At 38.3% G+C, this 21,989-nt stretch carries 18 protein-coding genes and 1 pseudogene; 8 read left to right on the forward strand and 11 right to left on the reverse strand.

Features of this window, described 5'->3' with window-relative positions:
- Window positions 1–327: 327 nt before the first annotated feature.
- From Q0993_RS03350 to Q0993_RS03380, 7 genes are all read left to right on the forward strand, one after another.
- Window positions 328–861, forward strand: coding sequence for a TetR/AcrR family transcriptional regulator (locus Q0993_RS03350; protein ID WP_299529721.1), 534 nt, complete (start codon window positions 328–330; stop codon window positions 859–861).
- A gap of 148 nt (window positions 862–1,009) precedes the next feature.
- The gene (locus Q0993_RS03355) at window positions 1,010–1,834 is read left to right on the forward strand and encodes an MBL fold metallo-hydrolase (protein ID WP_299529723.1); all 825 of its coding nucleotides are present in this window, start codon (window positions 1,010–1,012) and stop codon (window positions 1,832–1,834) included.
- Window positions 1,835–2,645: 811 nt separating this feature from the next.
- On the forward strand, window positions 2,646–2,999 hold the full coding sequence (locus tag Q0993_RS03360; RefSeq protein WP_299529725.1) for a single-stranded DNA-binding protein: 354 nt from the start codon (window positions 2,646–2,648) through the stop codon (window positions 2,997–2,999).
- Window positions 3,000–3,087: 88 nt separating this feature from the next.
- Window positions 3,088–3,537, forward strand: coding sequence for a RadC family protein (locus Q0993_RS03365; protein WP_299529727.1), 450 nt, complete (start codon window positions 3,088–3,090; stop codon window positions 3,535–3,537).
- Between the two features lie 416 nt (window positions 3,538–3,953).
- Window positions 3,954–4,514: a BfmA/BtgA family mobilization protein gene (locus Q0993_RS03370; protein WP_299529729.1), complete on the forward strand. Its 561-nt coding sequence runs from the start codon at window positions 3,954–3,956 to the stop codon at window positions 4,512–4,514.
- A 2-nt stretch (window positions 4,515–4,516) separates the two neighbouring features.
- Window positions 4,517–5,536, forward strand: coding sequence for a MobB family relaxase (gene mobB / locus Q0993_RS03375; protein ID WP_299529731.1), 1,020 nt, complete (start codon window positions 4,517–4,519; stop codon window positions 5,534–5,536).
- A gap of 13 nt (window positions 5,537–5,549) precedes the next feature.
- Window positions 5,550–7,136, forward strand: a complete 1,587-nt coding sequence (locus Q0993_RS03380) for a type IV secretion system DNA-binding domain-containing protein (protein ID WP_299529733.1) — start codon at window positions 5,550–5,552, stop codon at window positions 7,134–7,136.
- Between the two features lie 62 nt (window positions 7,137–7,198).
- Here Q0993_RS03380 and Q0993_RS03385 read toward each other — a convergent pair whose 3' ends face one another.
- The 11 genes and pseudogenes from Q0993_RS03385 to Q0993_RS03435 form a co-directional block, all read right to left on the reverse strand.
- A complete protein-coding gene (locus Q0993_RS03385; RefSeq protein ID WP_299529735.1) occupies window positions 7,199–7,414 on the reverse strand; it encodes a hypothetical protein in 216 nt (71 codons plus the stop codon).
- Between the two features lie 549 nt (window positions 7,415–7,963).
- Window positions 7,964–8,899, reverse strand: coding sequence for a hypothetical protein (locus tag Q0993_RS03390; protein ID WP_299529737.1), 936 nt, complete (start codon window positions 8,897–8,899; stop codon window positions 7,964–7,966).
- 584 nt (window positions 8,900–9,483) lie between these two features.
- A complete protein-coding gene (locus Q0993_RS03395) occupies window positions 9,484–13,377 on the reverse strand; it encodes a restriction endonuclease subunit S (RefSeq protein WP_299529739.1) in 3,894 nt (1,297 codons plus the stop codon).
- A gap of 101 nt (window positions 13,378–13,478) precedes the next feature.
- Window positions 13,479–14,156, reverse strand: a complete 678-nt coding sequence (locus Q0993_RS03400; protein WP_299529741.1) for a tyrosine-type recombinase/integrase — start codon at window positions 14,154–14,156, stop codon at window positions 13,479–13,481.
- A gap of 18 nt (window positions 14,157–14,174) precedes the next feature.
- Window positions 14,175–14,999 carry a DUF4138 domain-containing protein gene (locus tag Q0993_RS03405; RefSeq protein WP_299529743.1) on the reverse strand — a complete coding sequence of 275 codons (825 nt, stop codon included), beginning with the start codon at window positions 14,997–14,999 and terminating at the stop codon, window positions 14,175–14,177.
- Window positions 14,996–15,904 (reverse strand): conjugative transposon protein TraM, encoded by a 909-nt coding sequence (gene traM, locus Q0993_RS03410; protein WP_299529745.1) that lies wholly within the window; start codon window positions 15,902–15,904, stop codon window positions 14,996–14,998. Before traM ends, Q0993_RS03405 begins: the two co-directional genes overlap by 4 nt.
- 27 nt (window positions 15,905–15,931) lie before the next feature.
- The gene (locus tag Q0993_RS03415) at window positions 15,932–16,546 is read right to left on the reverse strand and encodes a conjugal transfer protein TraK (RefSeq protein WP_299529747.1); all 615 of its coding nucleotides are present in this window, start codon (window positions 16,544–16,546) and stop codon (window positions 15,932–15,934) included.
- A 25-nt stretch (window positions 16,547–16,571) separates the two neighbouring features.
- Window positions 16,572–17,416, reverse strand: a pseudogene (locus Q0993_RS03420) (hypothetical protein).
- A 3-nt stretch (window positions 17,417–17,419) separates the two neighbouring features.
- Window positions 17,420–18,001: a conjugal transfer protein gene (locus Q0993_RS03425; protein WP_299529749.1), complete on the reverse strand. Its 582-nt coding sequence runs from the start codon at window positions 17,999–18,001 to the stop codon at window positions 17,420–17,422.
- Window positions 18,002–18,065: 64 nt separating this feature from the next.
- Complete coding sequence (locus Q0993_RS03430; protein WP_299529751.1) at window positions 18,066–20,474, reverse strand: TraG family conjugative transposon ATPase; 2,409 nt, start codon at window positions 20,472–20,474, stop codon at window positions 18,066–18,068.
- Window positions 20,475–20,744: 270 nt separating this feature from the next.
- Window positions 20,745–21,032, reverse strand: a complete 288-nt coding sequence (locus tag Q0993_RS03435) for a hypothetical protein (RefSeq protein ID WP_299529753.1) — start codon at window positions 21,030–21,032, stop codon at window positions 20,745–20,747.
- Window positions 21,033–21,243: 211 nt separating this feature from the next.
- Between Q0993_RS03435 and Q0993_RS03440 the strand changes: the two genes are divergently transcribed.
- Window positions 21,244–21,861, forward strand: a complete 618-nt coding sequence (locus Q0993_RS03440) for an N-acetylmuramoyl-L-alanine amidase (protein ID WP_299529755.1) — start codon at window positions 21,244–21,246, stop codon at window positions 21,859–21,861.
- Window positions 21,862–21,989: the final 128 nt, after the last annotated feature.

Below are 21,989 nucleotides of genomic sequence, written 5' to 3' on the forward strand. Positions count from 1 at the left end.
CCGCTACCACGGCAAGTTCAGTTTTGAGTGTTTCTCACATTTCAAAGGGGTCCTGGACAAACCAACGGTAATCGAAACAAACCTCAAGTACTACGGATACAACGAAAAACAAATGAAAATAATCAAAGTATTGGGTTAATGATGGTTTGTTATTGGTTGAATGGGGCATCTTGGCCCAGGTAAGGGCGGTGGTCAAATTTTTGACTACAGCCCTTTAGTTGTAGAATCGATTCCAAAATGATTAAAAATCGTAATTACCTATTCACTATGATATCGAAATCAAATGGTTTCTTCTATAACAAAAGATAAGTCAAAAAAATTAAGGAAATGGAAAACAAGAAAATGGAAATTGTAAGAGCAACGGCAGATATCATATTATCAGAAACAACTGCAAGGGATATACCCATTTTGGATGAAGTGATAAAAAAATGCCAAATCTCCAAAAAAACAATATATCATCTGTTTGAAGACAAATCGGAACTAGTTATAACTGCTTTTATGCATTCAGGCAGCCAAATTATCAAGGAAATTGAAAATCTCAGTGTTGAAATTTCCGATGCCGAACAATTCTCCACAGTTATTGAAGAAGTACTATATTGGTTAAGAGCATTTTATGCTGTTGGCACCACGGAAATGACAAAACATAAAATCCTGGTGAGTTACAAATTGATCCAGATTGCAGAACACCTGAAAAACACCTTCTTCCCAAGGGCCGATGAAGAATATACCAAAGGTTTAAAAGCCTTTATTGCAATGGAATGTAACCATTATGGTTTGAACCCCTTTCTTCAAGAGCAAGAGTTGGTGCTATTAAGAAAATGTTATCCCAAACTAATTCATCAAAAGTATTGGCAGGGATAAAGATTTTTGAAGTTGTTTGATAGAAACTGTATTAAAAATCTAATTTTTCCTAATAAATCATTTTTTCAATTGAGAGGAAATTGGATAACTTAAGCTAATAATTATTATTTCACAATAAAAAATAGTAACCTTAAAAAAACATTTGGTCATGTACATCAAATTTTATGGAACTCGTGGTTCCACTCCGGTTTGCGATAGAGACTATCTTGAATTTGGTGGTAACACAACCTGCATGGCACTTTTTCGCGAGGAACATGAGGATATCATCATCTTTGATGCGGGTAGTGGAATACGCAAACTTGGTATGGAATTAATGAAAAAAGAGTTTCATCCCACACAAAAAATCATAATAGGTTTTTCCCATTTTCATTGGGACCATATTCAGGGTTTTCCCTTTTTTGATCCGGCATATGACCCATCCAAACAAATTGAGTTAATCGCTTTTGGGGAAAAATTAAGAGTTTCTGATCTAAAAAAAGTGCTTTCAAAACAAATGGAAGGCACTTTCTTTCCTATCCAATTAGATAATATGGGTGCCAAATTTGAATACAACTTAAAGAAAATAAGAGAAGCTGAGTTTCGCGGAGGCCGTGTGCTTATAAACAGTCATAACCACCCTGGCGGAGCTCACGGTTATAGACTGGAAGTTAGAGATAAGGTTATTGTCTATTGTACCGATATTGAACACGGAGATTCTATAGATAAGAATGTTGTTTCATTTTCCAAAGATGCTGACGTTCTGATACACGATGCTCAATACACCCCAGAAGAATTGCCAAAATTCAAAGGATGGGGCCATAGTAGTTGGGAACAGGCCATAGAGGTAGCGGAACGTGCTAATGTCAAACATCTATATCTAACCCACCATGACCCCAATCATGATGATGTCTTCTTGAGAAAGATGGAAAAGCAATGTCAGGAAAGATTCCAAAACTGCAATCTTGCCAAAGAAGGAGAAATCATGATGTTGTAACAGATATACTCTTTGGACAAAACCATGGATTTGTCCAAATCTTATTCAAAAGAATTATTCAACCCGTCAGAGTTGAAAATACCGCTGGAATCTCAGTTATAACACAGTTTACAAATGGAAAATCAATAGCGCGTCCGTCACTCACTGATATAGCCCGATAAAAATAAATAGGTTATAATTTATTCATGGAATCGTTATTTAATTCATTTATCTAAATAATAACCTTGCTAATTGATTACAAAGGTTTTGTGGCAGTTCTTACAAATAAGTGACAATTACAAACAAGCACCAAAAATCTAGTTTCAAAAACAGACTATTCACTAGGACCAGTGGCCAATTAAACTGGATCGAATCCATTTTTAAAGGCAGAGTCTTAATGAATAACCTATCCTATTCTCATTGAAAAATACCATCTTATTCCTCTTCCAGTTGAATCGACACTCTTCACCGATAGTTTTAATTATATCTCCAGTTACCCCACCTCCCTTTTTTTGATAGCAAAAAAACAATATCCGTTCTTGGTGACGGCATAAAGCCAGCCCCGTAGTTCACGGGGCTTTTTTATACGTCTTTCCCAAGCTCGAATATTGCAGGCCGAACAGCATCAAAAAAAGGGTAACGGCGGACGGCACTATGGGAAGTAAATCAAAAACAAAAAAGATGAAATCGCACGGAATCAACAAAAAGGAATCGGAACAAAGGTTAAAAATCAAAAAAAGGGAAAACGCTCCGGATATAATAAGTAAATCCATTTTAAAAGCTGTCCGAAGGGTTCGGGCAGGACTATTCATTCATTTTAAATTTTTCAATTATGAGCAATCTTAGGAACAAAGTTCAACTAATCGGAAACGTGGGGAACGACCCTGAAATGACCGTCTTGGAAACCGGCAAAAAGGTAATTCGTTTTTCATTAGCAACCAATCAGAATTACAAAGATGCCGAAGGGCGAAAAGTAAAGTCCACTGATTGGCACAATATAGTGGCCTGGGGTAAAACAGCCGAGATTATTAATCGCTATGCTGTCAAGGGCAAGCAAATTGCCATCGAGGGCCGGTTGGCCTCCAGGAGCTACGAGACCAAGGAAGGCGAAAAACGCTATATCACGGAAGTGATCGTTAACGAGGTTCTATTGTTGGGTGCCAAAAGCGAAGACCAGGCAGCCTAATAAACCAATCATCTAAAATTAAAGAGGGCATCTCTCGGAAAAGTTCTGCCCTCTTTTTCATTACCCATAACGTTTAAATTAAAAAGCAATGAAGGACAAAGTTAACGAAATAAGGATAAGCTACAAAGAACGGATCCCGGCCACCTTTTGGCAAAAGATAAATTCTTCAAAGGATGCCGCAGATCTTATTTACCAACATTGGGACAAACAAACGATCCAAGTACATGAATCCTTTAAGGTCATGTTATTGAACAACAACAATAAAGTGAAGGGTATCTATCAACTTTCTAAAGGCGGGATTACCTCCACGGTCATTGATATGCGTATCTTGTTTGCTGTAATCTTAAAATCATTGTCAGTAGCAATTATTTTGACACACAACCATCCGAGTGGGACGTTGAAGGCAAGCCAGGCGGATAGGGAGATTACCCAAAAGATTAAGAAAGCGGCCAATCTATTCGATGTTAGGTTATTGGACCATATCCTAATCGCTCCCAATGGTCGGTACTACAGTTTTGCCGATAATGAGATTCTTTAAATCCAGATCTGCTGATTATGGGATGTCCTAACAATAATTCCCGTGAGGGGAAAACACAAGGGCAACTTTTTAAGTTGCCCATTTTCTATTATGGAAAGTTCAAGGCTCTGTAAAATACCCTATGAAATCCCTAAAAGCAGAATTGAAAAAATCATAAATCCTTCTATTTAATGGACGGTTGCTACAAGAGCCTTTACCTTTTGGTAAAGGTATTTTTTTCGACCCCTACGGGGTCAAAAGGAATAGCAAGACGGTAACGCGCCAAAGCGACGTTACGGAGTTTGATTTGACATTCAAAGAATTGAATATCAATTGTTTAAAGTGTATATAACATCATTCAAGAACTGCCATGGGTCAAAAAGTTTATTGAAAAACGGCCCGAACATACCGTAAACATTGGAAAAGTTTATTGAAAAATGAAGGTAAAGAACAAGTACGACTACGATTATCTGTCCATCTGTTTAAAGACGGTTGTGGTCAAACGTTTCCGAAAACTTTCTAGAAAACTGTCCAGGCCCCAATCGGAAACTTTGGCAGCCATGTTGGACTTTTTCGAATGGCATGGCTTTTCCCCTTTCGATACCAAAGAGCGCAGTTTTTTACGGGAACTTTTAAAGAACCGTAAACGTACCGAAGCGGTCATTGCGATTATAAAGGACATCGAAAAGAACCATGACAAGCCGACTACGGCGATGCTGCAATCCCTCTTTCAAGGTGTGGTCGAAAAAGAAGAACCGATGCGGAAAGAAAAATTGTTCAATGACAGGCCAAAGATCGAAAAGGGTCGAACCAAAACCACGGTTTCCAAAATAGCACATGACCGGACCCGGCTAAAATTGGAAGAGGTACGAAAAGGGTTTGGCTATGTACTGGACCATGTCGAATTGGTCAGTAATCGTTTTGGAAACGATTATTTCAAATTGAAATTATCAGAACAGGAGTTCTTAAGAATCAAAAGGGAACTGGAAAACCATTGAATATGTATATCGCGATTACAAGACAGAAAACGGGAAATACCTACGCCAATAGCGTTGCGGATTACGTTGCCTATTTGGAGAAGGAAAACCGGGAAATGGCATCCGTGATGCAAGAACATTTCTTTGACCAGAACACCGATCGAGTCCTTGCGGAAACGGTAATCAAAGAAATCGACGGCAACACTGCCAAGCTTAAGAAAAAGGACCCGAAATTTTACTCGATTATCATAAACCCCAGCCAAAGGGAATTAAAGCATATCAAAAACGATCCTGAAAAATTACGGAAGTACACCCGTGAACTAATGAAGGAATATGCCAAGTGCTTTTATCGGAATGAAACCGTGACAGTAGACGATATTAAATACTACGCCAAGATAGAATATGATCGCACTTATCGAGGCTTTGATCAAAAGGTAAAAGAGAATCAAAAATACCTTGGGGAAATAGCAAAACTCCAAAATGATATCCGAAAAATGGAACGTGGTGAGCTTGAAGGAGATATTGGGCAAATGAAAAGGAAGGTTCAAAAACTGACCGCACAAATCCCGCATAGGATAGATGGTGAAATATTGACTTCTGGGATGAAAAAACCGGGATTACAGACCCATATACACATCATCGTTTCCCGAAAAGATGCTTCGAATACAAAAAGCCTATCTCCTGGATCGGCCTACAAAGCTTCCCAAGCGGAACTCAACGGAACAATGCAAAAGCGGGGTTTTGACCGTGACAAATTCTATGAAGCGGCCGAAAGAACCTTTGACAGCATAACGGGGTATGATCGAAACTATGCTGAAAGCTACAAAGGGAAAAAGCAATTCGTAAAAGACCCCAAACGTTTTTATGCCCGGCTTTTGGGACTGCCCATCTCAGAACGGGCAGTTGCTTTTAAACTGATACGGAAGACAGGATTGGACATACCGATCATCCCGACCACTAAGGCACAGATTGCGGTGGCCGCCTTTCGAAAACTAAAACGGGGCTTGGAAATTGCCATCCGTTCCAGTTCAATTGGATATTAACTAAGAAAACCCTATGGAAACACTTGCATGGAAAATCGTATTATTTTTAATAAGTAGTCTGGTGGTATATAGTATCGTTCGTTTCTTCCGCTTTGGATTCTTTTTGAATCTGCTTTGGTTGTTTTTGGCACTCGTTATCCAATGGTACATCGGGATGGAAATGCGTAATTTATTGCGTGTGCTGCTCATCGGGTTCCTTCCTCTTTTTCTTTTGAATATCGGTTGCTATGTATTTATTGGAATCGAGGAAGAGAACACGTCGATAGACCCCAAGTATCGCGTTAGGTTCAAAGTCCGAAAAGGGAATCTCGTACTGGAAAATATCCGAAGGGGGATTTCCATTATCGGCTCTGCGGGAAGTGGAAAAACGGAAAGCGTGGTCCATGGGCTTTTACAACACTTCAAAAGACATAATTTTTGTGGGGTAATACATGATTATAAGGATTTCGAAATAACGGAAATGGCATACCCCATATTCGGTGGTGGCAAAACACCTTTCTATGTGATTTCCTTTGACCCGATCTATTTTAAGGTAAACCCTATTGCACCTCGCTATTTGCCCGATGAGGAAAGTGTACACGAAGTATCACGAGTACTGGTGGAAAATCTACTGGAACTCAAAGAAAGTGGTAGCTCCGGAAATTCCCACTTCTTCAATACCGCTGCCGAAGGACTTATTGGGGGTATGATGTGGCGGCTTAAAACGGACTATAAGAACTATTGCACTTTACCACATCTTATCGCCCTGTATCAATATCTGACCACCAAAGAGCTTGTTGCGTTTTTGGGTGCGGACATCACTTCCAAGGCCATGGCGGATGCCTTTATCAATGGCGCCGGGTCCGATCGACAAACCGCAGCCGTCAAGAGTACCTTGTCCAATGCCTTTAAAAAGATCAGTACCCAACGGATCTTTATGGCACTGTCAGATGATAAAGTGCCGCTCAATATTAATTCAGGTAAAAATAACTCTGTAATATGTGTGGTAAACAATCCAAAATACGAAACCTCGTTATCCCCGATCATTGCCACGATTATCCATACCATAACAAAGCAAATGAGTGTTCGAAATGGCAGCTCTTCTTTCTTGCTAATGGAGGAGGCACCGACCATACGCCTGTTAAATATGCACAGGGTCCCGGCTACCTTACGGAGTTACGACATTGCAACGGTCTATGTAATGCAGGATAAAATACAAAATGATATGATGTATGGGGAGAAAGGAAGCCGGGCGATTCTTAGCAATCTGTCCTATCAATTCTTCGGAAAGACCAATGACCCTGATACGGCGAAATATTATGAACGTTTTTTTGAAATAGTCAAAAAGGAAACCAGGAGCGTAAGCAAGGGATTCAATCTCAACTTTGATACTCGCGTAACCAAAGGGGAAAAGGAGGTTTCTAAAAATAGAGCGGATACATTCTATGGGCTACGGCAAGGGGAATTTGTTGTTTTTGCCGATGGTAAGGATAGGAAAGTACAGTTTAAGACTCCTCGAATTGTGAGACAGTTGCCACCGCTCGAACCAAATTCACAGGAAGTGTTTCAGAAAAACTTTGAACGCATACATGGCGAGGTGAGAGAGATTTTTAATGAATAAATTGAGGGTGTAAATTCAAGTGCTCATTCAAATTAGAATTCAAACAAAGGTATTCTGAAAATTCATCTCTTGACTTCGACGGCCTGTTTCCTTAATAACTTTTGGAACAACGCTACGATTTTTTCTTGAAAGGCTTCTGGTATCCTACCGCCAATGATCCATTCGTTCTTGACCCATTTTCTGTCACTGACATTAAATTCCTTTTTAAGACAGGCCAAGGCCTCTTCCTTGGTTTGTTCGTTCATTTGTTTGAACAGGCGTCTAATATTATCGGTCATCGCTGGTTTTGGTAAGTCATAAAAATACTGGAAAACCAGTACTAAAAAAATCAAATCTAATGCAAATCTATTGATTTTCTGAGCTTTCTTTTTTACTCTAATGTCCTTTTTTGAGCAACCCACTAGTTTAACTTTAGAGGAAACAACATAATGTATGGGACTCAATGATGATATAGCTATTCAAGTTTCTTCGAGAACAATTCGTGAAGATGATACTTATTCTGTTTCGGGAGCCTTTCGCGGTGAAATATTGGTAAGTAATGATTTGGTAAATTGGAAGCTTCTAGGTACAGATCTTAGTTGTTTTAATAATGACCACTTTGGTGAAGGCCAATGCGGGACGTACCATTTAGATTTGAATGATCATAATCTAGAAGCGCTAGATATGTCAAAATTTATCCTTTTGACACTGTAAATTTGGCTGGCTTTACTTATCGCGTAGCACTAGATATAAACTTTATCACAAGACTTAATTAACCGGACTTAATTTAGTACAAAACCTGTCCTAATCATTGGGGGATGCTCAATAAGGAAACATAATTACAGAACTCAGTAAACATAAATTCTATGAAAGTCGACAACTTTAGATAGTCTTCCATTATCCAAGACCTGATAATATCTAAAGTATCCTCTAATAATTGTGCCCCCATTGGAGTCAGTCTCTTTAGACAATTCAAATTCGTATGGGTGTTTTCGCGAACGGCTAAAACTCATTGAGTTAGAGGATATACGCAAATTACTTAGTTCCTTGAAAGAATTTGGAAGAAGAATATAAATCGAGTAAGTACTTGCGGAATATCCATAGTTCCCAATAGGTCCATCATCTTTCTTTAAGATATGTAGTTTAAGTTTGTCAGAATTAGCGAGAAAATTTGGTTTTAGCCCTTTCTGCGTAACCGTGCCTCCGAATATTCCGGTCCATTCATCACGAATGTCATCCAATTCCCTGTCATTTGCCTTATTCCTGATGTTATTATTTTCTATTTCAGAATTTGATACAGTTTCAATAATGTCTCCGATAGTTCTAATTTTTGAGGTATCGACAGTTCTATATTTCCATGCATCTGAATTGGGAATACATTCCTTGTTATTCACATTTGTACTGCCAAGGACATTCTTCCATGTTCCTTTAATAAAATATTCTTCATAGATATAGTATCGACGGCGCTTTTCACCATCTAAAATATCATTAATCTCAACCTTAAATTTCTCATGCTCGATTTTAACCCATTCTACACCCTTTTCAACCTTGTAGTAAAGCATAAATCGCAACTCACAGGGGCCTCCGAACACCCAGCCATTACGTCTGGTATTAACCTCCCCTTGCTCCATGGTTTTATAGAGAACTTCTCCATTGCTGTTGGAGATTTTTACATTTTCCAATTTAATAACGGAACTTATTCCAATGCTTTTGGTCCTCGCCTGTAGGGATATGGAGAATAAGCCAAAAAAAATAACTAAAAATATACAAATTACTCTGGTCATATCCTTGAACATTGGTTTATAATATTTGTTTTTTAATTACATCTGAACATGGTATGATGAAACTTAAATATAGATCTTTTTAATAAGTAATGTATTATAATACTCTTCATAAATCTATACATTATAGTAAAATGCCATTCCACACACATTACACTCCTCGCCTATACCTTCGCTCGCACTCAGGATAGGCTCGCGTCGTATAATAAGTGTTCCATTGCCTTTTGAGAAGAAACTTTTTGAGAAGAAAAATTTGAAAGAAAATCGTAGAAGAAAACTTTGCTTTACCCAAGCAAAGTTACATAACGCAGAACATTATAGTACAAATGCTTATGTGTAGCAATTTGCGTATAGCTGTAACCGCTAATTTAAAACCAAGGCAGTGACAATTTAAAATCCATACGTATTTTGGTCAAATACAAATTTAAAATACTGTTTAATAGTTAGTTATAAATTATTCTTGTGAAATTAATCGTGAAATAATCGTGATTTTTGAGGTTCTAATTTTCGGTTAGTTCGTTAAGTTTTTCGCGAAAACTTCTTATCCAAAGCAAAGGAATAAACCTAACTTTTAAAGGAAATGTCCATTATAAATATGATTGTATTAGCAAATCTTTTTTTCTAGGTATTTCCGATAATAAACTTTTTAATTTTAAAATTTTCGATTCTAGCGTTTCAATTTTGCCTATTAATAGACTTTGCACTTCCTTTGAAGGTACAGAAACTGTTAAAGTTTTAATGCTATCCATTGATGCCCGATTGGAACGCGAAAATCTTACACGCTCCCCTTCTTTATTAATAACCCAAGCTAAATATTTAGGTAGAATGTTGTCAACCTTTACTCTCAAAACACCACAGTGGTCAGTTGGATAGAACTTTTTTCCGGAAGGAAAGTAATTGACCATCCAGTCACCATCGATTCCCCACACTATTGATGGAAGACTAAAATCCTTAAGCAAATCCTTTTCAATATATCCGAAGGATTGAAACACATTTGCACTATAAACTTCAATTCCTCGATTTTCCAAATTGACCTCCCTTTTCAATACACGCCTGCCTATTGATACATCGAAGATATCTGTATCACTTAGTTTATAAGTCTTATTGGCTTTTTGATAGGCCTCCTCATATAAAACAGTCGCTTGAGCCTTTAATTTTGAAATTTTACTATTTGCCTTTTCAAATTCCTCATCTAGTTTGCTACATAAAGCAACAATTTTTTTTTGAATTTCCGGTGGTGGGATAGGCACGAATATTTCATTGAAAGTGCTTTCTGTAATAGCATCAAATTTACTTCCATATGCTTTCGCCTTCAACTGCTCCAACAGCACGCCTAATATATAATAAAGGTACGAATTGGAGATTCCATCTTTCGCCCGTAGCCCATAGCATGATTGATTAAAAGTCATTCTTCTTGCTACTTGTGCGAACGCCCCTACTGTTCCTCTAGCGGAAAGTACTATATCATCAGGTTCTATATAATTTGCATTGCTATTATTCAAACCTTCTTCGGTAATATGCTTTTCGGACTCTGACACAAATCGATTACCATTGTTAAAATCGGCTACACTTAACCAGGGAATATTACCTCCCCAATATGTTGGAACAGTCGTAGAGGGAGTGCCTCCACTGGTTACATCAACAATCTTTGATAATTTACTTGTATCCCATTTAGTTTTTAATTTAATGGTATTGTTAGGGGATAGACTAATTGATTTATTGAAATTGACGAGCCCAAAATTCATCATATCTACTAACCTTGCAGTACTGGTGTACTCTTTTAATTCTTCCGGTATATTAAAGCTTTCGCCAACGAAGTTTTTACTTATAAGAGAATTAACTTTATTAGGATTGTAATTATCGTTTGGATCGTATAGAGGTGTATTGATGTTATTAAGGTTGAAGATATTGCTGAGAACCCTTTTGTCTTCCTCCTCCAAAAGGACATCGCCATTGTCCTGATCACCAATCTCGAAACTATCAAATTCTGCGCCACCCATGTATTTGATACCCTCGTTTCCTTTAGCGCTACTCCATTCATATCCCAAAAAGCTTTTCATTTTGGCACTTTTTTTAGGGCTTTTTGTAATTAACACCTTGCTACCATTGGAGCTAGCTAAAACAAAATAATAAAGCTTTTCTTTTTCGTTTTCAATAAGATATTCAACAAATTTTTTCCTTAAAATAGTACCTTTATCTTCGTTTGATAGCTCTTTGAAAGTTCTTTTCGTTTTTAGATTCCTTATGTCTGTCCATTTGTCAAATGCTTTTCTATACTCAATAAAAATTTCGTGTCCCAATAGCGCTTCATTTGGTGCTCCGAGCAACAATGACTGATAGTTTCCGAAGTCTAGTTCTAGATGATTACAGTATATTTTTAGAAAGTGCTCATCTTCGAAAACACCATCTTTAGATTTATCATGCTCAAACCATGCATCAACTCTGTTTTTATAATGGTCAGCTGGTGAAGGGTTCTCTTTTTTTCGTTTAATAAATAGTGTTACGGTATTAGTACCGGTCTTTCCAAACGTACCACTACCGAATTCCGAAATTGCGACTATCTTAAAAAATTTCAATAAAATTTCTCGGGTAGCCATATAAATATTTTTGGTTTTAGACGTGCTTTTGGCCTTACCTTTGTTTAAAATGGAAGATGGTACTACAATACCTGCTACTCCTCCCGGTTTCAATAATTGTTTTGCCCTCTCTATAAAAAAAGCCTCTATGCTATTGTTATTGGGATAACTTTTCTCACCAACAGTTTCAATTAAACGGTATTTTCCTCTTTCCGATTCTGTTAGCGTTTCCAGAAATCCCTTTACACTATAGGGTGGATTTGCAACTAAAACTGAAAAAGTCCCGTCCTTAATTGACTTAATATCCATAGCTTTGCCTGAAGAGAGAGCATCTGCGTATACAATATTGATACTATCCTGTCCATACATAAATGCCGATACCTTTGCTACTTTGGATAGACGATATTCTTTTTCAATACCGAAGATATTTTGGTGATAATCCGACATTTTTGCTTCTTTGCGCTCTTCGACTACTGATTTAATCTCTTTTGCATATTCATTCAAAAAATGTCCGGCACCACATGCAAAATCAATTACTTTAGGAATTTCATCACTATCTATAATTATATTATCCAACGGTAGTGATTTTAAAATAAATTTTACTATCGGTGTTGGGGTAAAAAACTGACCTTCGGATTGTTTTACGCCTTGATCTAAAAAGCCTTCGAACATATCTCCCAGAAACTGATGCTCCTCACCATCAGTCTTCAATTTAATATCCTGTAACATCTGTACGATTTTCAATAGTACTGAGGTATTCTGATAAAATAGTTTTTCATTGTGTACATCTATGAAGCCAAAATCGTTGTTGTTGAAAAATTTCAATTCCTTGAAATACTTTTTGATAGTTTCTCTTGTCGCATCTGGATCGTTCTTGAAGAAATCGAACGCTTTATCAATTTGATCGGAACTTATATAAACCACATCTTCTCCTAAAAACCTTTGCATTCCTTCCTGATATAATTTTTGAAGACGATCTATGAGATCGAAAAAATTATCATTGGCAATCCCTTTCCAATAAAATTTCAATTCATCTGGATTATTGGTCTCGTCAACAATTTTGCATAGAAATAAATTTACCAATTTATCAAATGCATTTTCCCGCCCAGAAACGTTGTGCTGTCTCAGAATAGTAGCGAACTCATGATATTTACCCTGAATATCTTGGTTGTTTATAATACTAAGGTCCTTAAGAGAATATTTAGTCTTGCCTATCTCATATGGGGAAATGTCCTCCTCAAACACCCCTTTAGTTGAATAATCGAGGTTATATGTATATTTCCAAGCATTATAAATATCTTCTACATCTAAGCTCTTTGCGATTTTAAAAGAGATAGGCTTTTTATCCTTAAGTTCTTCCAAAAGGCGCTCGTTATCCTTTAGGGTTATAAGGTAGTAACTTGGAATTATACAATTATCATTGAATTTGGCGGTATAAAGACAAATATATTGAGTACTTCCAGATTGCTTTACATAAGAAAATAATTGTCCTCCATTTATAAGTGTCTTCTTCCAAGAATCTTGAAATTCTTTTCCTTCAGTTTTACACTCAATTATCATCAATGATTTTTCCGAATTATCCTTGACCATTATATCCGCTCTACCACCACTCGCCCCATGCCCAACTTTCCACCTTGGTTCTAATTCAATATGCCTTGGACTATATCCCTTTTCTAATAACCTACAAACACACTCTAAAACAATAAAATTCTCTTTTTGTGAGAAATTGCACGTTTGTCTTTCGTTAACAATTAACCCTTCATTTTCAGGATATATGATTTTTTGTTTCTTAAGATCTACTTTGATTTTTGCGCCCGAAATAGGGAAAGTCCTAGAAAGTGATTTATCATTATTGGTAAAACCAAGTTTCTCCAATACCAATTCTAGGTTTGAGATGCTAATCATTTATGAAACGTTTTTACAGATAATTAAATTTGCAATATACCATATCGTATATTAAATACTGTAACAAGAAGGATGGATTTATATTTTCAATCAAGGATTGTTCATTTCCATAATTTTTCAAACCTCTTACTGGCCACCCTAGTATATTGGGCTGTATGTTTTGGGTCACGGTGCCCTAAATAATCCTGTATCAGCCGAAGATCATATCCGTTGTTGGCTAGATAGAACCCACAAGAATGCCTCAGAACATGAGGATGCATGTTCTCGACACCTACCTTCCCTCCTACTGCGTTCACCACATATGATACAGCTTGTCTGGTCAATGGTGTTCCCCTTTCATTGACAAATAACCAGGGTAGATTGTCCTTTCGGGAGTTGAGATATCGTTTGATAGCCCGAAGCTCATCACCGGAAATTGGATGTTCCGTGGATAACCCACCTTTCAATCGGTTTATCCATATCCGGGAATCCTTTAGGTTGACATCCGTTTTTTTGATGGCAATGGCCTCGCTGACCCGAAGGCCATGCCGATACATCATCAATAGCAGTAGGTAGTTTCTTTTTGGATATCTTGTCTTTTTGGATGCCTCTAAAAACTTCTTGACTTCGGAATCGCTCAGGTAGTCCCTAGCCTTTTCATGGTCATTTGTGGTTTCTCTTTCAGGACTCTTTACATTACGCCTTTCGGACATCGTTTTTAGATTACCATTAAACTCCCTGAAAGATAGTCTTAAAAACGTAAACTCTTTACAAAATCCGCCTTTAGTAAAGAGTGGCATAATGAATTATTGAATTGCTTATAGCCTTCTTCTTAGTATCAATTTACGATTCCCCTTTAATTCCTTAAGACGCAATTCCAATTTTTCGTTATCACCCAAAGTGAACTTTGGAATTACGTAAACAAATCTGGAAGTTTCCCCGTGACTAGTTTTCCTTGGCAGGCTATGAACATATCTTGAAATCAATGGCACAGATTGATAAGATGCTTTTCGCTTATCATTGCCGATGACCAGTGCAAGTTTTAGATAGTCGATATCAAAATCTATTCCTGATTCGTTTTTGATTTCAAACTGTATAAAGACTAGGTCTCCGTAGTAGACCATATTCTTAATTGACAAGGAAACTCCCTGCTTTCTTTTATTGATATTCTTTCTTTCCGGTTGTTCAAGAAGGGCAATGCAGGACTTTTCCAAAAATGCTTTTGGGTACTGTTTCTTTATGTTTGAGTCAGAATCCGGCTTTATAGTATCCCTTGCAATAAGGGTTTCTCTTTGAAGCTCATGCCCGATGCTTTCCGAAAAGGATATAAAACGGTTCATTTCGGATAGGTTATCCGAATATTTGATGATATAAGAATATACTTTTCCGTCAGTGGTAACCACCAAAAGATTGCTTTGCTTTCCCTTAGCGGCTTTTAATAATCCCAGGGTTTGAGGCCGTTCCCTATTATAAGTAAAGATAAAGTTTTCCGCACCTACTATTCCCTGACGAATATTCGTTGGAAAGAATAGGGCCAAGTTCATTTTTTCATTGGCGTATATAGTGTCCAATTGTTTTGGCTCTTGAGCGAATGAAATGCTGCCTAAGATTGCCAATAGCATAATTAACAATGTCCGTTTCATAGCTTTGGTTTTAAAATGAGTTTATAATTATTGTTGACCGTTACCTTTACGTTCCGGTTATTTCGTTGAAAAACCTTTTTTACTCCACTGACCTGTGGCACTCCGGGAATATTGAAGTCCTCGATTACATCGCCAAGAACCTCATTGAAAACATCACCGCGAAAACTGTTTCTGATATAAATTCCCTCCAATCCATCGGCATTGTCATAGGCAAGTAATTTCAAGGGAAAACCTTCGATATTGTTGACCTGTAGAATTACCCGATTCGGCCTGAACTTTACTATGCCATATAGCAAGGTGTTCTTTTTGATCTTCAGACCTTGAACCTTTGTATCATCGGTCACCCGCATTTGCAAACGATCATTGACCTTGATGGTTTGTTCCCCATCGATTTCCACTTCCAAGGATTCGCCAGTTCCATCGGCCAAAACTTGCGGACTGACGGCAAAGAACATTTGATGTTCCAGACCCATCGCCTTTAATGCAGAAACTGTGTCTTTTGTATCGAGAACCTCACTTTTGTTTCTGCGCCTTTTTCGTGATGGCTTTCTAAAATTTGATGAAGTAGAATCCTCGGAATAATGAATACGACCTATACTGTAAATGCTATCTACCATTCGCTGCTTCTTTTTGTCCAAAAGGTCTTCATCGTACATTCCGGATTCATCCAAGAAACGTTCATCATATATACTGGGTGCCATTCGTTCCTTTTCCTCTTTAATCGCATCTACTGCCACTTTTTTCGAGGAGTACAAAGCCTCCCCCTCTTCCAGTTCCGGTACCAAGGTCTGTTGCAATTCATTAGTTCCCTCATCATCTCCACCTAATACAAAAACCGAATAACCGATGATGAACAGGACAACGGCTCCAATGACAGACGCGAACACAATTTTCTTTTTATCCATTTTATAGTTCAATTTTTTAAGTTCATCTCATTCTATATCCTTTATCTTTTTTAAGGAACTCTCAAAGAAATCCGTAATCAACAATCCGTGGGTGTTCTTGGGATAGTTTCGATCAACGGTTATTAGTCCTCCTGTGGAAACCAGTTCATAGCGATCGACAACTGATCCCCTGTTGATTTCAAAAGTAGTTACGGTCTTGAACCGATACGGTTCTGTATTTAAATCCAGTTGCGATTCAACGCTCAGTACTTTTTGCACCAAGGAATATTGTAGAATTCGATTGTAGACCCCATCGGCTTTTTTCTGGCGATAGACATTGTCCACAGTGCTATTGCCCAACCAAAGAGCCTTTTCCAGATTACTTTCATAATTGCTATCATCGATGCCATAGAAGTACTTATGGAAAAGGTCGAGATGCGATAGGGCTTCTACCTGGAGGTTCTCTTTTTGGGACACCAACTTAAGTGGAATGACCGAACCATCGGTGTTTACGGCGAAGGCACTTCCCATGGCCTTGTTGTACATGTTAAAGACTATTATTCCTGAGAACACGCTCGATAATAACGCTATAACCGTAACAACTATGGTTATGTAACGGTTCAACTTGAGTACATCGTAAATATTTTTATAAGGTAGTTTCATATCCAATTTTTTAATAATAAAGCTTCTATGACGCCGTGAATAATCTTAATGTAAAGGTGGTCGCCCTTTTATACAGCTTGAACTTTAGGAAGACGATAAACCCTATGGTCGCGGCTTCGACTAAAATTTTAATGGTATTGTTGTCGGTTGGACCTCCCCAAAGGTTTGTCCAGAAATTGGCATTGACCTCGGAATAGAGTTGGTTCACAAAAATGTTGACCAGAAAAAAGGCCGGTACCAGCATATAGACCGCCGAATACAATTTGAAAAAGGTATACGCCATGTTGCGGAACTTCTCAAAGACCGCCAAACTGATGACCAAAGGAAAAAAGGCCTGCATTATTCCCAGCAGAAAATACCGTTCCGCCAAGAACAAGGGATAGATGAACAGGTCTATCATCCAAAGTATCAAACCAATGAAGAAGCTGAACATTTTAATCCCGAATACGGGGGTCACTAATGCTTCGTACAACAATGCCCAAGCTTTTTTGGCCGCATCGAAAGCACCAACATCTTCCTCTATCGGAATTTCTTGAAGCTGCAACGGGATCAGGGCAGGGGCCGTATCCCGATACTGACCTTCGACGGCGACCAAAATTCCGTCGAAGAGGCCAAGTATCTGCGTGGAAAAAATGACCAAGAGGACGATGACAAAGTTCTTGCCAAATCCCCTGGGGATAGCCCCCACGAATACCCCTCCTTATTGGCGAGACCTTCATTGTATTTTTTGAGGATATTGATAAGAAAGAAAAGTATTGCCAGAACCTTGATACCACGAATTGTGTACGTAGAGAAATCCGTGCCCTTGATAGTCTCAAAGACGGCATCCACATATTCGAGGCCTATGCCCAAAGGGATTACCAGCTCCATTCTTTAATAATTCGTTTTTCTATTGTTGATTTTATCCTGCATCTCCCGAAAGGCGATGATGTCACGATACCGCCGGGTCTTACGCTCGATTTCCGTTACCATTTCCATAGATTCTTCTTGATGCACTCGGATTGCGCGCATTCGTTCACCATCCGTCAATTTTAAATGGTCGCTCGAAAGGACTTCGTTGATAAATTCCAAATCGTCCGTGGCTTGATCCAAAATGGCATTGAAGGATTCCGATATGCGCTCTATTTCGTCAGCTCTGATATATGGAGAGTTAAGGATGCTCCTTAAATCCCCTTGTACCATATCATATAGACGTTTGTTGTTATGAATGAGTTCCTGTACCGCTCTTAGTTTTTCAATGGCAGCACTGACCTTTTCGATGTTCTCTTTCTGTTTCTTCAAGAAGTTGACGGTCTTGATGATGTTCGAGGTCTGCTTACCTGCCTCCAATAGCTGTTTGGCAAAGGAGATAAAGTTTATATTATCGTACACCGGCATCCCCTGGGCCATACCATGCCCACTTGCTATAAAGAGAAAAGCGGTTACGATTACTGTTTTTTTGATTCCTATTTTCATAATTTCCGGGTTTTATGATGCCGTAGTATATTCAACATTCTGGCACCTGATTAAACAATTTATATTAGGCAACCTTTGGATATAAGAATTGCCTGATGGCCATCTCCATGTCCTTGCTCTTATTATAAAGGGCCATTATGGCCTCGTTGTCCGAGCCGTCGGTCAGGTAGGCTGCAAATACTTCTGGTGGTACTTCCAATCGGAAAATGTTACTCTCTTTACCAATCTTAATGAACATCTCGGTGTACTTTCTTTCTCCCGTCAAGTCGTTCTTTATGGATTTAAGTTGGTTAAAGTCATGACTGGAGAGGTTAAGCCGCTTTACCAATTCATCATAACCTTTTTCATTGTTCAGACTATAGATGACCTGAGTGTTTTCAAGGATACTTGCAGAAGTAGAATTGTCCGGTAATTGATTAATGGACTGAAGAATAACACCAATGGCCCCTTCTTGTTTCCGTATGGCCTGATAGTAGAATTCCACGCTCTCCAGAACGTTGGGGAATTTCAACTGCTTGGCAAACTCATCGAATAGGATAATGCCCTTTTCTTCTTTGTTTCTCCATATGGTTCGCTGAACGGCAGTTTTGATGAGTTTCAACATCACAGAAAGGATTTCTTTATTATCCTTGACCTCATCCAGTTCAAATACAATGAGCCTTTTGTCCTCTATTTTATAGGATTGATCCTCACTCATTTCAAAGAGGAAACTGTAAAGTCCGCCCTCGACATATTCCGATAAAATATGCAGGAAGTTGGTAATGTTGAAATATGGGGTATCAATGCCCAACTTATTTAAAAGGTTCTCCCGGTCCTTTCTGACAAATCGATAAAAACTTTCTAGGGAATGGTCTTTCGCAACTGTCTTATAATAATATTGAAGGATTTTCTTCAATGATACCGATTGTGCTTTGGTCACTTTCAAATCAGAAGTCAAAAGTTCAAAAAGAAACACGGAAAGATCTTCCAAACGTTCTGGACCGACATCATTAATATCGGAAATATAAAAGGGGTTGATCCCTAAGTTCTTTCCGCTCTCATAACGCAGTATGGCATATTGTTCAGGGTACAACTGCGCGAACTTGGTATAAGAGCCACCTAAGTCGATGATAACTAAACGGACACCCATTTCGAAATACTGGCGCAGGATATTGTTGGCCAAAAAGGATTTACCTTCTCCCGTTGGCGCGAAAATGGCAAAGTTCCTTGCCTTGATGCGTTTCTTCTTCTCGTCCCAAACATCCTTTAAAACTGGAATGTTGTATTCCCGTTCATTAAAGATTATACCTGTTTTGTCGGAACGGTAGTTCGTATTGTTAACGAACAGACAAAGGGCATGTTTTAGGTCAGTTACGTATAGATCTTCATTGGAAAAATTGGGAGCGAAGCAGCAAAAGCTGTTCAAAAAATAGTTTTTGCGTTCCTCACTACTGGGTGAGTAAGGAACGACATCCAATTCCTTGAATTCCGTTTTTATCTGAGAAGCTATCTTTTCAAGCTTTTTCCCATCCTTTTCCCAATAAATGACATTTAGATGACCTCTTATAATCCTTGAACTATCATCATCATTAATCTGGTCTTGAATATGTTGTATCTTTTTTAGGATGACTTTGTTCTGCGAACCAAAGTTGGAACTTTTGTTCAGTTCCTCTATTTTCTTGTCCAGGAGCTTTCGCCATTTTTGTTTGTCGTCTAAATAGATAATCTGGTTAACCATATGATTCTCGTTCAGAGAAAGTCCTAGTCCATCCATAAATCCCTGATGGAAACTGAAATCATCGGAAGTAAGACGTTCGTTTATTTTACTTGTCTGCACTTTCCCCCCAAAGCAGCTTTCACTGTTTACAGCCAGCACATCAAAATAGTGTTCCCCAATCTGGATAACTTTTTTGCCAAGTTCAATGGAAGTATCAAAGCCCTCATTGAAACCGTTGAAATAGGCTTTGGCGATTTCTGGCATTTCTTGCATTTTTAGCGGGGTCAGAGCTATTTTTCGTCCGTTATTGATTAAGGAAACCGCGTCATTAACCGAAGTCTTGAAGCATTGAAGGTTATCTTGCAGTATTACCGGTATCTTAGCATCCACTTTTCGAAAAGGATTGATATACTTTGGGTTGTTAAGTTGTTTGTTCTTGGTCAGTGTAAAGAACAGATAACAGCGATGCTCCATGTGTTCCCTTCCTTTGAAATAGTCATGGGTCGCTTGAGATAGGAAAGTGTCCTTGGGCAAGTTTTGTGGGTTGTATTCCTTTTTGAAATAGATATCCTGTTTGTGAACCACTGTTCCAACCGGCAATGACTTCAACGCCTGGAACCAGTTACTGTGTATATCCTCAAAGTCCTTTTCCGAAAGAGAATAGATTTCAGGAAGTTGCGCACGATAACAGGCGACCACGTTGCCATTGTTCGAAAATATTAAATGGTCCTTGATATCCGCTATAGGATAAAATTTAGAGATATTGATCCTCGACATGGTTAAGTATATTGTGTTTTTTATTGCTAATGCTTTTTGGGAATACCCTTGTGATATTTAGAAGATGTGTTTTACCATTAACCTTGTTCAGACCAATGAACAGGCAGCCGTTCCAAAAGAAAAGTCCGACGACCAATATCAGGCTAAAGGAAAAGATGATAACCAATAGCGAAGCTACGACAGACACCATTAAAAGGGCAAAGAACGATAAGGGCAAACCCCAAATCAAAGCCCCTTTTCGGATGTTCCGGTATATCTCGTAGCTTCTCATTACACAACTATTGAAATGAGATAGGTAAAGATGCCGACTACTGCACCGGCAATAAGCACAAATACCAGTACGCGGATAATCCCTTTTTTCAAATCGGCATTCTCGCCGAAGAAGTGTCCAGCATTAAAAAGGAAGCCTATTAAGAAGATGACCCCAAGAATTATAGGAAAAATGGTACGGATAGTATCCGATACTTCGTTGACCGAATCTTCGATTCCGCCAATCTGTGCGTGACTTGCTAAACCCATAAAGAGCATTGCCGACGTAAGACTTTTAGCTTTTCTCATAAAAATTTTATTTATGGTATCACCTATTGATACCAGATTAAACAAATTGCCGTCTGCTAAGACATTTTTATGAAATGTAGAACCGCATTATGGTTTTTACAGAAGGATTCTCAAAAATTAACTAGGAAGGGCGTTAATTATTGATAGAAATACATCGTTTCGAAAGCTTTGTTAAATATTGCTTAATGAAAAAATACAAATCGCTTGAAATATGCGTACTACAATCAACCTAATTCTATTGCTATCGCTGATAGGCAACCTTGAAATAAGTGCCCAACAGATTTTAAAGGTAGAACGGAAGGTTATTCTAATTGACCCTGGGCATGGGGGAATCGACTCCGGCACGGTATCCAAAGATGGCCCCCACGAAAAGGATGTTGTTCTTGATATTGCACGAAAGATGGTTGCTTGGAACAAAGGCCTGTTGGAGTCCAAATATGACATCTATTTGACAAGAAGTACGGATACCCTAATATCACTTAATGATAGGGTGAAGCTTGCCAAGCATCTGAAGCCGGATATTTTTGTTTCGCTGCATTGTAACCATATAGCAAATCCTAATATCGACGGAATAGAGATTTACGTTTATAGTGCCAACAAACTATCCTTGCTATTTGCAAATTCAATCTTAACCGAACTCAATCAAAAACTCGGATTTAAGATTCGAGAAGTAAAACGGGCCAATTTCCAAATATTGCAAGAAACCATTGAATCTTGTCATGCCTTTTTGGTGGAACTTGGGTACTTGTCGAACCCTAATGAATCAAATTATCTGAGCAGCAAGGAAAAGAGAAAAGCCTTGGCACTGGCTTTGTTAATGTCACTTTAAACTAGGGACCATGAAGGAACTATTGTCCGAGATTGTGAAAACAATAAGAACTATTATTCTGCAGATGTATAATGAGATATCGAAGCTCATGAAATCGAATGCATATTGAAAGCTTATTGACCTATTAG

Source organism: Ulvibacterium sp. (assembly GCF_028285715.1).
In the GTDB taxonomy this organism is placed as follows: domain Bacteria; phylum Bacteroidota; class Bacteroidia; order Flavobacteriales; family Flavobacteriaceae; genus Ulvibacterium.